General features: G+C 38.3%; 14 protein-coding genes and 1 tRNA gene. 2 read left to right on the plus strand and 13 right to left on the minus strand.

Annotated elements, in window-relative coordinates:
- The first annotated feature begins 125 nt into the window (after window positions 1–125).
- Window positions 126–200, plus strand: a tRNA-Val gene (locus tag C6H22_RS04810).
- A gap of 22 nt (window positions 201–222) precedes the next feature.
- On the opposite strand, the gene C6H22_RS04815 is transcribed toward C6H22_RS04810, so the two are convergent.
- From C6H22_RS04815 to C6H22_RS04865, 12 genes are all read right to left on the minus strand, one after another.
- Window positions 223–1509: a radical SAM protein gene (locus tag C6H22_RS04815; RefSeq protein WP_104694204.1), complete on the minus strand. Its 1287-nt coding sequence runs from the start codon at window positions 1507–1509 to the stop codon at window positions 223–225.
- Between the two features lie 3 nt (window positions 1510–1512).
- Window positions 1513–2478: a glycosyltransferase family 8 protein gene (locus C6H22_RS04820; protein WP_104694205.1), complete on the minus strand. Its 966-nt coding sequence runs from the start codon at window positions 2476–2478 to the stop codon at window positions 1513–1515.
- A complete protein-coding gene (locus C6H22_RS08630; RefSeq protein ID WP_158654624.1) occupies window positions 2475–2627 on the minus strand; it encodes a hypothetical protein in 153 nt (50 codons plus the stop codon). The genes C6H22_RS04820 and C6H22_RS08630 overlap by 4 nt, the downstream gene beginning before the upstream one ends.
- A 46-nt stretch (window positions 2628–2673) precedes the next feature.
- Window positions 2674–3135 carry a hypothetical protein gene (locus tag C6H22_RS04825; protein ID WP_104694206.1) on the minus strand — a complete coding sequence of 154 codons (462 nt, stop codon included), beginning with the start codon at window positions 3133–3135 and terminating at the stop codon, window positions 2674–2676.
- Window positions 3136–3230: 95 nt separating this feature from the next.
- Window positions 3231–4274 carry a cytochrome-c peroxidase gene (locus C6H22_RS04830; protein ID WP_104694207.1) on the minus strand — a complete coding sequence of 348 codons (1044 nt, stop codon included), beginning with the start codon at window positions 4272–4274 and terminating at the stop codon, window positions 3231–3233.
- Window positions 4275–4385: 111 nt separating this feature from the next.
- Window positions 4386–4889, minus strand: a complete 504-nt coding sequence (gene msrA, locus C6H22_RS04835) for a peptide-methionine (S)-S-oxide reductase MsrA (protein WP_104694208.1) — start codon at window positions 4887–4889, stop codon at window positions 4386–4388.
- Window positions 4886–5638 carry an ABC transporter ATP-binding protein gene (locus C6H22_RS04840; protein WP_104694209.1) on the minus strand — a complete coding sequence of 251 codons (753 nt, stop codon included), beginning with the start codon at window positions 5636–5638 and terminating at the stop codon, window positions 4886–4888. Before C6H22_RS04840 ends, msrA begins: the two co-directional genes overlap by 4 nt.
- Entirely contained in the window at window positions 5639–6739 is a 1101-nt protein-coding gene (locus tag C6H22_RS04845; RefSeq protein WP_233707047.1) for an MlaE family ABC transporter permease, read from the minus strand.
- Window positions 6736–7662 (minus strand): lipid A biosynthesis lauroyl acyltransferase, encoded by a 927-nt coding sequence (locus C6H22_RS04850; protein WP_104694210.1) that lies wholly within the window; start codon window positions 7660–7662, stop codon window positions 6736–6738. The genes C6H22_RS04845 and C6H22_RS04850 overlap by 4 nt, the downstream gene beginning before the upstream one ends.
- The gene (gene waaC / locus C6H22_RS04855) at window positions 7656–8732 is read right to left on the minus strand and encodes a lipopolysaccharide heptosyltransferase I (protein ID WP_104694211.1); all 1077 of its coding nucleotides are present in this window, start codon (window positions 8730–8732) and stop codon (window positions 7656–7658) included. Before waaC ends, C6H22_RS04850 begins: the two co-directional genes overlap by 7 nt.
- A gap of 8 nt (window positions 8733–8740) precedes the next feature.
- Complete coding sequence (locus C6H22_RS04860) at window positions 8741–10213, minus strand: Ppx/GppA phosphatase family protein (protein WP_104694212.1); 1473 nt, start codon at window positions 10211–10213, stop codon at window positions 8741–8743.
- On the minus strand, window positions 10213–10464 hold the full coding sequence (locus C6H22_RS04865; protein ID WP_095628275.1) for a YfhL family 4Fe-4S dicluster ferredoxin: 252 nt from the start codon (window positions 10462–10464) through the stop codon (window positions 10213–10215). Before C6H22_RS04865 ends, C6H22_RS04860 begins: the two co-directional genes overlap by 1 nt.
- Window positions 10465–10595: 131 nt before the next feature.
- On the opposite strand from C6H22_RS04865, the gene C6H22_RS04870 reads away from it, so the two are divergent.
- A complete protein-coding gene (locus C6H22_RS04870) occupies window positions 10596–11651 on the plus strand; it encodes a Gfo/Idh/MocA family protein (protein ID WP_104694213.1) in 1056 nt (351 codons plus the stop codon).
- Here C6H22_RS04870 and C6H22_RS04875 read toward each other — a convergent pair.
- A complete protein-coding gene (locus tag C6H22_RS04875; protein WP_104694214.1) occupies window positions 11614–12213 on the minus strand; it encodes a DUF2393 family protein in 600 nt (199 codons plus the stop codon). The genes C6H22_RS04870 and C6H22_RS04875 overlap by 38 nt on opposite strands.
- Window position 12214: the final 1 nt, after the last annotated feature.

Raw genomic sequence — 12214 nt, forward strand, 5'->3', positions numbered from 1 at the left:
GGGTGTGATTGTAGCAGAAATTAGCATAAAATGCGTTTTTTGTGCAAAAATATGTGTGAATTGATTAATAATGTTTTTTAAAGGTAAAAGGTGGGATAATTACGCCTCTTTTAGCTATTTTATATGATCGCGTAGCTCAGTGGTAGAGCACTACCTTGACATGGTAGGGGTCGCTGGTTCAAGTCCAGTCGTGATCACCATGGCTTTGGTTTTGCAGTATTATTATTTGTTTGATTCTGGGGTAAGTGGCAAAACCTCTTTTGTTTGTATCGCGATAGGTATGTCTTTTCTGTGCTCCCACATATTTTGGCAATAATCACAGGCTTTAAAATAGTCTTGTGCATAAAATCTCCTAAAATCTGCTTTGCTTGTTTGTGAATCTAGCGTAATAAAATCTCCTTGAAATTCTTCTAATCCTTTTAACCTTGAGAGTGAGCTTGCTATGGGACATATAAAAATATGCCCTATAGCAGGATTTTGCTTAGCTTCAGAGAAGCTCATTGTATGCAGTGGTGCATTGCCATTGAATGATTTATATGTAAAGGATTGCTCCTGCCCCCCCCCCTCATTGCCTTTAGAGGCAAAACTTTCATTACTCATCACACTTACACATGGCATCATGCAAGATCGAAAATTTTTGATAATCCCTGCTGTGTCGCGATTGCGTTTATAGACTCTGCCTGGATCAAACCAAGTGCTTGCGCTGTCTTGCCAAAGAACATGATATCTAACATTATGTTCTTGGAGTTTTTGTATGATTTGAGGTGTTCGAAGCTTGATCTTTAGGTTAGGAGAGACAGAATAATCACTAATACTAACCCAACTTTTATATGACTGACTTAAAATACTTAGTAATTCATCATTTGGTATAATTGTGCCATTGGTAACGATATCAAAGCTTTTAACTTTTGGCTCTTTTTGGAGTGCTTGTGCTACTTTTGCAATGTCTTTAAAAAGTAATGGCTCTCCCCCAATAATACGCACATAAGTGATTGAATCTACGAGATTACAAATTGCTTGCAAGGATTCTAAAATTTTATCGAGGCTACAGGTATAGGCATTTTTGTTCTCAAAATATTGCATAAGATTATTACAAGATTCGCACCGCATCGTGCAACGCGTGGTTAATACAAGTTCAAAATATGGAATATCAACTTTGCCTAAAAGATATCGTAGACTCACATATGGTATGAATAACGCCTCCCTAAGAGGCATAGCTAAAACAAATGCAAGCAAGAATCTGTGTGCAAAAAAAAGTGGTAAGAGATAATATCTTTTTTCACCCTGTATGCGCTTTCTGTAGTTTGCTGTGGCGTAGGATTTGCGAATCTTTGCACGATAGGAATCTGATAGAATCATCTTAGAAACCATTTTTCTTGTTATAAGTGCCACAAGAAAACGCACCTTTTTCTCTGAAAGAAACCGCTTTTTATAATCGATATGAAAAAATTTTTGTGAGATATGTGTGGCATTTCTTTTGATATATCGTTGCCAAGTCATTGTATTCATAATTTATCCTTTAAGAAGATGTTTGAGTTTTCGCAAGAATGGATATAGTCCCGGGATATATGCCTTGGCATATTGACTTAATGTGATATTCAATGAACGCTTGAGATAAGGGTAGAGAATTTGTAGGTAAAACACATTTCTTTGTGCTACACGCCACCAATCTTTATCGTATGGATGTTTATTAAATATTGGCTTACCTTTTTTTGCCCAATTTACCTTTTCCCATGGCTTGTAGCCACCGCATAAATGGACTATCGCAGGATTTTTAAGCGCATCTTGGAATTCTTCGCGACTATATGTACATGGATACACGATTTGATGATTTTTTTCATAAGCTTCTTTTGCATTAAAATCTAGTCGCGAAGGATGGCGCCATATAAAATTCCACTTACAAGGTAGGATATGGATTTCCCCTTTAAATATAAAGTTGATAAAATCTTGATCTGGAAGTTGCATGTAGGTGAAGGTTTGTATATCTTCAAATGGTTTTGTTCTCCATTTAGCAAGATCGATAAGGAGTATACCGGAATTGCAGTATTCTTGTGCATCTACCAAACCATCTCGGACAATATCCACGCCTGCTATATTTATATCACGACTCGCTCCTATTGCTTTGTCGCCTATATCCATCATAAATAACTCTCGAATATCCTTAAGCACGAGTATGTCCGTATCCAAATACACACAGCGTGCAATATGAGAATCCAGCACATCGCCAATTTTTAGGCGAAAATAGGCAGTCCAATTTGGTCCAGATTCCCCCCAAGGGGCAAGATTTTCAAATTCTTTTTGACTTAATGGATGAAAAGCAATAGTGCAAGGATAAATAGCATTAAGTGTAGTTTCTAAAGATTGAAGTTTGTGTTTGGTCTTTTTTTGGAGTGTGTCATGCAAAAGATGAAAAGTAATAGGAAGATTTGGATATCTTGAAGTATTAATTTCATTTGTGGTTAAGGATTTTGTATCTATTTGTGGTTGTGGTTGCCCCCCCCCCTATTAAATGTCTTAGGAGATAGATTCTCAATAATGCTTTGCATGGCTACTGCTGCATATTTAACATAATTGTCATCACACCCAAAAACAATGTGATAACTCGTATCTAGAAAGTTTGTGCGCATAAAAAACCTTTAGGTAAATTTTGTGGCATTATAGCAAATTTATAATTTATATGTGTTTGTGAAATTCTAATTTTTTACTTAGCATAAGGGTATTGTCTGTGTATTTAGCATAGAGTATATATAAGGCATAGATTTCCCCATTGCCTAATCGTGCAAATGGAAAGCGCACATAATATGTATTTTGTTGTTCCTGCGTGGCGGTGGTAAAGTATGCGCGAATCTGCACACCTTTGATTGAGGCAATTTTTAGGGTATTTGTTGCAATTGTTACACTTACATTTGGATATTGTGTGGCTAGTTGTATGTGTAGCGTGTGTGGTTCACTTTTGCATATGAGTGCATATTGTGTTGCATCAAAGGCATAAAAACAATTTGCACTATGAATGTAGAAAGGTTGATATATGTGTGAATCTTGCGTTGCTTGTGGCGTAGATTCTGTATGGGGTTGCAAAACGCTTAGGCTTAATACATGTTGGCTATGTAAAAAGTCCTGTATCGCTTGGTGCATGTATTCCTCTGGTGTATGGATTTTGGTATCAAAATCTCATGAGCTTGATACTTTGAGTTAGGTTCTCCAAACCTTAGAGCTTGGAGATATGAGAATTATTGAAATTCTGGCTTAGGTGTTTTGGCAGTAGAATCTGGAAGCATAGGGTATTCTACCTTTGGTTTGCGTCCTGTAAGGGATTGTAGGAAACTTGCAATTTTTTTTGCTTCTGTGTCATCTATATCTATACCAAGTTGGATACTGCCCATTTCTTTGATAGCATCAGTGAGATTCCAAAACGCACCATTATGAAAATACGGAGCAGTTTGGGCGACATTGCGTAAAGTCGGAGCTTTCACTAATCCATCTTTATTTCCTTTAAACCCACCTAGTGAAGAGAATTGGTAATTTTTTACTACAGCAAATGGTTGCATACTACCGCCGAGATTTATACCGGTATGGCATGTCGCGCAACCTTTGTCCAAAAAGATTGCTAAACCTTCTTTTTGTTCTCTGCTAAGTGCGTTGTTATCGCCATTGAGAAAATCATCAAAAGGCGATGGGGTAATGAGTGTGCGTTCATACACGCCAATTGTTGAGGCAATAAGTTCAAAAGTGATCTTTGTACTTGCACCATAGGCTTTTTTGAATGCATCAACATATTCTGGAATAGAAGTGATACGCTCAACAATAAGATCTTTGGAAGCTGCCATTTCTACAGGATTTTGGATAGGTCCTTGTGCCTGATCAGCAAGATGTGCCGCGCGTCCATCCCAAAACTGAATCTCATTAAAGACACTATTATACACTGTTGGAGAGTTTAGGTGTTGTCCATTGGGTTGCCATTTATGACCAATAGCCGCAGGCACAAGATCCGCACCACCTAAGCCGAGATTATGGCAAGTGTTGCATGAGATGAGATTGCTTTTGGAGAGGCGAGGATCAAAATAAAGCATTTTGCCCAATTCTATTTTTTCTTTGGTGCTTTTGTTGCTTTTGGCATCAGGAGCAGTTTTTTCAATTAGGGCTTGGATTTGAGCTTGTGATTTTGGTATGGCTTGTATGCCATTATCTGTAGCCATTTTGCGTAGTGTTGTATCATTTGGTGTAGCAGCCAAAGCAATAACAATGCTTGCGAGACCTAAACTTAGTTTTTTCATAAAAACTCCTTAACTCTATATTATCCTAATCTTTCTAGCATAAGCAATTTTTATTTAGGATGTGTATTATTGGATAGCCTAGCTTAAGGGATTATAAAAATTGCAGGAAATTTAAGGTTCCATGAGTGCAATTTTGCTTATATCGATATGGCAATAGCCATTAGGGTTTTTGAGCAAATATTTTTGGTGATAAGATTCTGCGGGATAGAAATTTTGCAAGAGCATGACTTCTGTAACGACTTCTTTTGTGTAAAGTGGTGTGATGTATGTGGAGATGAATGTCCGAATCTGTGGCAAAATTTCTGCGTTGTTTGTGTAGATTCCATTGCGATATTGTGTGCCAAAATCATGTGCTTGATAATTGAGTGCCGTTGGATCAACCACGGCAAAAAATCGTCGCAATAGATTCTCTAAGCTTAGCGCCTTGGGGTCATAGATGACATATAGTGCCTCAACTGCATTAGTGCTATGTGAGCAGACTTGCTCATAGCTAGGATTTGGAATGAGTGAGTTCGCGTAGCCTACTTGCGTTTCACATATTCCATTGATGAGATCAAAATATCGTTGTAATCCCCAAAAACAGCCACCAGCTAGGTAAATTTCTTCTCGTGTCATTGTAATATCCTCTTTCCTCGATTGCCAGAAAAAATCTCTGTTTGCATACCACAAGTTCTTAATTCTTCAAGACTGCCACAAAAGGCTATTTTTTTGTTTTCAAGCAAAATAAATCTATCCACGCTATCTCGTATAGAATCTAAATCGTGGGTCACCATAATGATTGTGATATTGAGCATTTCTTTAAGTTGTATAATAAGTGTATCAAAATTTTGGGCACTTTTTGGATCAAGTCCGCTTGTGGGTTCATCAAGAAATAAAATATCAGGGCTTGTGATTAGGGCACGTGCTAAGGCTACACGTTTTTTCATACCGCCACTTAATGCGTATGGATATTTATAAATGTTTTGCAAGGGAAGACCCACGCGATCACACCAAAATGCTGCAATTTCATTGATACTTTTTTGTGGAAGATTTCCGCGTTGTACAAGGGGCATACCGACATTATCTAACACATTCATTGAGCTAAAAAGCGCCCCAAACTGAAACATAACACTACATTTATCTAAAATCATATGGCGCTTAGAATCTTCTAGCTCCCAAATATTGCATCCAAAGATTGTGATTGTGCCACTTAGAGGTTTTTGGAGATAGATCATATTGCGTAAAAGCGTAGATTTACCACTCCCACTCCCGCCTAATATACCAAAGACTTCGCGCTTGTGAATGCTAAAACTAATATCATCGTGTATCGTTACGCCTCGTGTGTATTGTGTAGTGAGATGGCTAACTTCGATAATTTCTGACATTTAGATTCCTAAAGCGGTGGTAAGAAATGAGAATATGGCATTTATCACGATAATCCAAAAGATTGCATTTACAACACTTAGGGTAGTTTGTTTGCCTAGAGATTCTGTATCACCTTGCACTTTTAATCCTCTAAAACACCCTACAAGTCCGATTGCTAAGCCAAAAAATGGTGCTTTGGCGATACCAACCCAAAAATTTGTAATTGCTACATATTCATAAAATCGCTCCCAATATTGTGTGAAGCTTATTCCAGCCTGTAAATTTGTGGCAAGCATTCCAGCAAGTAGACTTATGATATCCGAAAGAAATACTAATAAAGGCATTGTGATAACAAGAGCTAAGATTCTTGGTGTAACAAGAAAATCTATCACACTAAAGCCCATAGTTTTAAGCGCATCATTTTCTTCGTTTAGATTCATAACACCAATTTGCGCACTAAAGCTTGAGGCAGATCGTCCTGCAATAACAAGGGCTAGAATAAATGGTCCTAATTCGCGCAAACAAAGTTTTGCTATTATTTCTACACTCATGATTGGTACACCCATTTTATCTAGCTGTATCACGCCTTGCAGAGCAATAGCATAACTTACGATAAAGCTTGTAGTAAGCACTACAGGCAAAGATTTTAGTCCAGATTCTGAAATGTGGTAAAAAATGGAGGCGATTTTAAAGCGTCGTGGGTTTAGTAAGCTAAGCCCCAAGTAATACAATGCCATACCAAAAAAATGCAAAAAATCTAGTGCGTTTTGGACAAAATCCACCACCCATAACCCTATGCTACTAAAAAAAGCAAACAAAGGAGAGGCTTTGTGCGTGTCTTTGGGCAATGTGATAGAATGATTAAGCGTGGCAACAATTTCTTTGGTGTGATGGTTTAGGTGGGTAAATGTGTAGGTTTTGTGTTCTAAAAGTGAGAGTAGGTAGGCACAAAATGCAAAATCCACAATCGGCTGTGTGCTAAAATCAATTTCTATATGCTGTGCTTTTTGGAGGATTTTTTGGAGGGCGTGTAAGTCTTTTTTGGAAGTTGTATATAGCCACTCTCCACTAAGCATAATGCGTAGAGTAGGTGTGGATTGGAGGATTTGTATAGTATTCATGGGTATTTCTTTTGATACATGTCTGGATAAAATACCTTAAAGCGTTTGTGAAACCAAAACCAACTGCTTGGGCTAGATTCTATGACGCGTTGTGTTATGTGTGCTTGGGCTTGTGTAGCTTCTAGGATATCTTGAGACATATTGTGGGAATTGTTTGCCCTAATTGGTTCATAAAATCTCACTTTATAGCGTGAATAGTCTTTGTTTGGATTAATAAAGACTGGCACAATATTAACACCAAAACGGCGAGAAAGCACGGAGGCGATAGTCGTGTGTGTGGCTCTTTTGCCAAAAAATTCTACTTCGACGCCTTCGTGCAAACTTATATTTTGATCAACAAGGATTCCCACGAGAGCATTTTTTTGCGCATACATTTTAATGAGATGTTTAAACGCGCCTTTTTTATCTATCATACGCACACCATTGTTTTCACGGCGTTTGATAATCATATGGTTGATAGATTCAAATTGTGTAAGCCTCCCAAGGGATGCCATTTGACACATACGATAGCGTGGTGGCAAGATTGTAGCCATTGCCTCCCAATAGCCAAAGTGTGCCGATACAAGCACTGCTCCGCCATCTTTATTAATAGATTCTGTGATGTGGTATTCATCGACAAACTCAAAGCGTTTGGTGTATGTCTGTGGGTTAAGATAGACTACACGAATACTCTCTAATAACACAAAGGCAAAATTTTCATAACAACGGCGAATAATAGCGTGTTTTTCTTCATGGCTAAGTGTCTGCCCGTAGACAAACTCAAGGTTTGCATATGCATCGTTGTATCGGCGTTTATCAAGAATATAAAATATCCAAGCAAGTGCTTTTATATGCCACACAAAACATATATGTGGCATTTTGGCAAGATATAATCCTAAAGCACCACTTAGGAATTCAAGAAGCAAAATGGCAGGTTTTAACATACGATATCCTTGTATTGTATAGCAAGAAGTTGTAAGGCTTGTTGTGCAATATCGCTAGGTGCTATGTTGTTGATCGAAAAGTCTTGTTTGTCGTATGTGGGATTGTCGTTGCCGCTTAAGACAAGGTTATGTTCCCCTAAAAGCTGGAATCTTTTGGCTGGGGTATTGCCATAGAGTGTAATTGACGCCCTTTTTAAAGCCCATGCAAGATGTGTGATCCCTGTGTCTCCCCCAATGACAAGATCCATATGTGCCACAAGGGCTTTGACTTCATCAAGATTGAGGTGATTTAGTGGTGTGATGATGCGTGAATCTTGCAATGTATCTAGGGATTGCATAATCTGTGTAGGCTTATGGGTGTCGGTGTGTGTGAGGAGGAAAATCTGTGCCGATTGTAGGTGTTTGCATAGTATGCTGATGGCTTTGGCAAAAAGTATAGGATCATATGTTTTGGAGGACAAAGAAGATTCTAAAATGCATAATACGTAAGGCTTGCTTTGAAACTTAGCGCTAATATGTGCAAGGGCTTGTGGTGTGTAAGCAAAAGAATGATTTGTATGTGCGATCATATCATGAAGTGTGGGTTGTGATTGGTGTGTGATGTGCAAAAGTTCTTTGGCTTTGTGGAGAAGTAGCGCATTGCGTTTTAGGATATTTTCTTGATATGGGATATGCACACGATGTGTATAAAAAAGTGCACTTAGAGATTCTTTTGCTGATGTAAAGCCAAATCCTATAAAACTATGCTTGTGAATAAATGTTCCTATAAGTGCGGATTTTATAAGTCCTTGCATATCGATAAGCAGGTCAAAGGCTGGGAGTTTTCTAAGTGTTTTGATAAGGTGAAGTTTTTGGCGTAAGGTTTGGTGCTTTAATGTGATGACTTCTAATGAATCTATACAGGGCGAATGTTCTAAAATAGTGCTAAATCGTGAATCTACAAACCAAGTGAGGTGGATTTGGTAGCGTTGTTTGAGAGAGTGCACAAAATCTGCCAAAAATGCCCCACTCACAATACAATCACCCAAGGCTGAGAGGCGGATAATACCTATGCGTAGAGTTTGTACCATTTTGTGCCTTAGTGTATATGGATAGAGAGGTTTGAGATTGGCTTTTGTAAGCGAGATACATTTTCCTTAGCAAGATATAAAGAATGACTAGAGTGAGCATGCAAGGATGTGTGTTTATCGTTTTGTTCCAAGGTTAGGGTTATATGCGTACGCGTGTGTGGGGCTTTTGTAAGACATTGGGCTAATCCCAATATAAAGCTAAGCCACTGAATCTGTGAGAGTGGGGGCAGGGAATGTAGGGTCGGAGGGATTTTTGGAATTTTTTTATCGCTATATTCTATTAACAAAGCAATGAGTTCCCTCTGTGTGTGGGAAAATCCATATTCTAATCCATTGAGTAGGATATATGCACCATGGAGATTTGTTTGATAAAAATTTAAAATAGTGCCAATAGGGCTAAGATATGCCGCGATCCCAAGTATATGACGAAGTTCTGTAGGGCAATTATGTAGCGGAGAGAGTGTATCAAAAAGATCTAGTGCAAGGGATTTTAGTTGGTTTGCATATTTTGTTTGCAACAAAAACCGATCCTGTAAGCTTGCTACAGAAGGATTAAACCCATTAGGAAACTGATAGCATTGGTTGCGTAATAAATCTGCTAAAAACACGCCTTCTCGCACGCCTACACCACTTGTGATAACATTTTTAGCACCCAGATGCTCGACAATACTTGTAAAAATCAGCACGCCACTTGTGATGGTATCGATTCTATCTTGTGGAATATGGAGGTTTTGGAGTTTGTGTGCGGGCGAAGTAATAATTTTTTCAAAAAGTTTTTTGTGCTCTTTAGGACTAAATTCATAGCCATGGATTCTATTAAGTGGATATTGTGTGTGTTTAATGAGCATTTTTGCCACTGCCCTAATTGTCCCACCTATGCCAAATACAGTATCATGCTGGTAGTGTTTTGGGATTTTGGCAAGCTCTTGAATGATATAAGCTCTTGCACTCTCAATGTCATTACGCGTATCAAAAAATAATTCTTTGATACGAATCGTGCCTATATTCAGAGAGATAAGGTCGATAATTTTACCATTTTGGATAAGTGCGCATTCTGTGCTACCACCGCCGATGTCAATGGTAATACCATCTTTTTTATGTACTAAATTTGCACAAGCCACACCTCCATAAAACGCCTCTTTTTGTCCGTCTATGATTTTGATATGGAGATTGCATTCTTTTTTGACACGCGTGAGGAATTCTTTGGCATTTGGGGCATCGCGTATCGCGGAAGTTGCTACGCAAAAAAGCTTAGTAGTTTTATAGCTTTTGGCTATATTCAAAAATTCTTTGAGCGCAAAAAGTGCGCGCTGCATAGGAATCTCTTGAAGCATACCACCGTTTTCATAGCAACCTTCAGAGATTCGCACCTTAGATTTTATTTCGTGGATTAAATGAAATCCAAAGCGACTAGTTTTGCGAAAGATTGCCATCCTCGCAGAGTTAGAACCAATGTCGATGACGCTGGTAACCTTGGCCATTATTCTGACCTTTTGAGTTGCTCGGACTTATAACGGAGTTCTTCAATATTTTCTATGTTATCAGGATCTGGGACTATCGCATCTACTGGACATACTGGGATACAATTTGGCTCATCATAATACCCTATGCATTCTGTGCAACGATCAGGATCTATGACATAAAATGGATCATCTGCATCAATTGCTTCATTTGGGCATTCTTCCCTACACGCATCACAAGCAATGCATTCATCATTAATCATTAAAGCCATTTTTTCTCCTTAAAAAGTGTAAAGAGTGTTTTTAACTAAAAGCCTGTTAATTTTTCCTTAAAATGCCAAAAAAGACAAGTTTATGCAAGGTTTAGTTACAATAAGAATACAATTTAGACGAAGGGCTAGTGATGTTACGATGCGGAGTCGTGGGATATGGATATTGGGGTGTGAATGTTGCGCGCACGCTTAGTGAGCTTAATGGCTTGGAACTATATGCGTTGTGCGAGATAGAATCTGAGCGCGCACACAATGCTCTAGAAGTTTTTCCATCTTTACGAATATATCAAGATTTTGAAGATTTTTTAGGCGATGAAAACATTGAGTGTGTGTTTATCATTACCCCACCACACACACATTTTGCCCTTGCAAAACAAGCTATAGAATCTAAAAAGCATCTTTTTGTTGAGAAGCCACTTTGTATGAATTATGCAGATTCACAAAGGCTTTATGATTTAGCACACAAGCACAATGTTGTGCTTTTTTGCGATCATATATTTTTGCATGCGCCAGCAGTGCAATATCTCAAAACACATATTCATGAGTTTGGTAACATTGTTTCAATTACCGCGCGACGCATTAATTTAGGTTTGTTTCAGAGTGCTACTGATGTCGTATGGGATCTTGCAATCCATGATTTGAGTATCATTGATTATCTTGTGGGGCTTGATGTAAAGCGTGTGAGTGTTTTTAAGCAAAAATATTTACATTATCCAAATGATGCTTTTGCGGTGCTTAACCTTGAACTTAACGATGGTATTGTCGCAATGATTAATGTCTCGTGGCTTTCGCCTATTAAGGTTCGCGAGATGAGCATTGGCGGAAGTAAGCAAACTGCAATCTATGATGAAACACGCGTAGATAAGCTTAGAATCTATACAAGCGGTGTGGTGCTTGAAGAGAATCTACAAACCGATACCTTGCACCAAGCGATGGTAAAATATCGTTTAGGCGAGGTGCAAACACCACATCTTTCTAGGGAATTAGCCTTACACAGAAGTATCAAAGCATTTGCACATTTGGTGTATGCAAAGAGTTATATGATACAACAAGCAAGTGATATAACTTCTTGTTGCACGGATATAAGCACAAGTGAATCTATGATGCCATCATGGGGAGAAGCAGAATATCGCGATCATACACTGCGTGTTATGGCTGTGTTGGAGCGTTTGGAGTGTGCGTATTAGGTTGTGTGTCGTGTGTTTTGTGCAAAAGTTTGTTTAATCCATTGCTATTGTGGCAGTCGATGTAGAGTGTGTAATCAAAAGGTGGAGTGGGCGTAAAATCATCAAAGATAAGTTGAAATCCATCGCTTTGATTTGGTTGGAGTTGCAGAGGAATGGTTTGCTTATAATGCTTTTTTGGATACACGCGACTAAGAGGTTTTAAAAACCCATCGTGTAAAATATCCACGCTAACTTCGCATGTAATAAATGGCGCAAAGCCTGTGTTTGTAACTTTGGCTTGGAGAAAAAACGCGTTGATATATTCAAGGCGTTTGCTTTGCAAGATGTGTATGTCTGTTTTGTAAAGAAAGTGTTGCATACAAAATTGCAACAAAAATGGCGCACTCACAAAGAGCATAAAACTGAGAAAAAAGAAAAATTTTGAGAAAAATCTGCGTCCTCTTAGTAATAATCCGAGCATAAAAAAAAGAACAAAAATAATAAACAATGCACCCATAAGTCCAATTTCATAAAATGCAAAGGTATCAAAAAAATTTTGTATAAGTGTTATGTAATCTTGCATG

The sequence above is a fragment of the Helicobacter equorum genome, from assembly GCF_900198655.1.
GTDB lineage: Bacteria > Campylobacterota > Campylobacteria > Campylobacterales > Helicobacteraceae > Helicobacter_F > Helicobacter_F equorum.

What these genes read in the sequence shown, in the direction of transcription:
- C6H22_RS04815 (WP_104694204.1), bottom strand. Translation starts at nt 1,509, where the DNA reads ATGAATACAATGACTTGGCAACGATATATCAAAAGAAATGCCACACAT.
- C6H22_RS08630 (WP_158654624.1), bottom strand. Translation starts at nt 2,627, where the DNA reads ATGCGCACAAACTTTCTAGATACGAGTTATCACATTGTTTTTGGGTGT.
- C6H22_RS04825 (WP_104694206.1), bottom strand. Translation starts at nt 3,135, where the DNA reads ATGCACCAAGCGATACAGGACTTTTTACATAGCCAACATGTATTAAGC.
- C6H22_RS04830 (WP_104694207.1), bottom strand. Translation starts at nt 4,274, where the DNA reads ATGAAAAAACTAAGTTTAGGTCTCGCAAGCATTGTTATTGCTTTGGCT.
- msrA (WP_104694208.1), bottom strand. Translation starts at nt 4,889, where the DNA reads ATGACACGAGAAGAAATTTACCTAGCTGGTGGCTGTTTTTGGGGATTA.
- C6H22_RS04840 (WP_104694209.1), bottom strand. Translation starts at nt 5,638, where the DNA reads ATGTCAGAAATTATCGAAGTTAGCCATCTCACTACACAATACACACGA.
- C6H22_RS04845 (WP_233707047.1), bottom strand. Translation starts at nt 6,739, where the DNA reads ATGAATACTATACAAATCCTCCAATCCACACCTACTCTACGCATTATG.
- C6H22_RS04850 (WP_104694210.1), bottom strand. Translation starts at nt 7,662, where the DNA reads ATGTTAAAACCTGCCATTTTGCTTCTTGAATTCCTAAGTGGTGCTTTA.
- waaC (WP_104694211.1), bottom strand. Translation starts at nt 8,732, where the DNA reads ATGGTACAAACTCTACGCATAGGTATTATCCGCCTCTCAGCCTTGGGT.
- C6H22_RS04860 (WP_104694212.1), bottom strand. Translation starts at nt 10,213, where the DNA reads ATGGCCAAGGTTACCAGCGTCATCGACATTGGTTCTAACTCTGCGAGG.
- C6H22_RS04865 (WP_095628275.1), bottom strand. Translation starts at nt 10,464, where the DNA reads ATGGCTTTAATGATTAATGATGAATGCATTGCTTGTGATGCGTGTAGG.
- C6H22_RS04870 (WP_104694213.1), top strand. Translation starts at nt 10,596, where the DNA reads ATGTTACGATGCGGAGTCGTGGGATATGGATATTGGGGTGTGAATGTT.
- C6H22_RS04875 (WP_104694214.1), bottom strand. Translation starts at nt 12,213, where the DNA reads ATGCAAGATTACATAACACTTATACAAAATTTTTTTGATACCTTTGCA.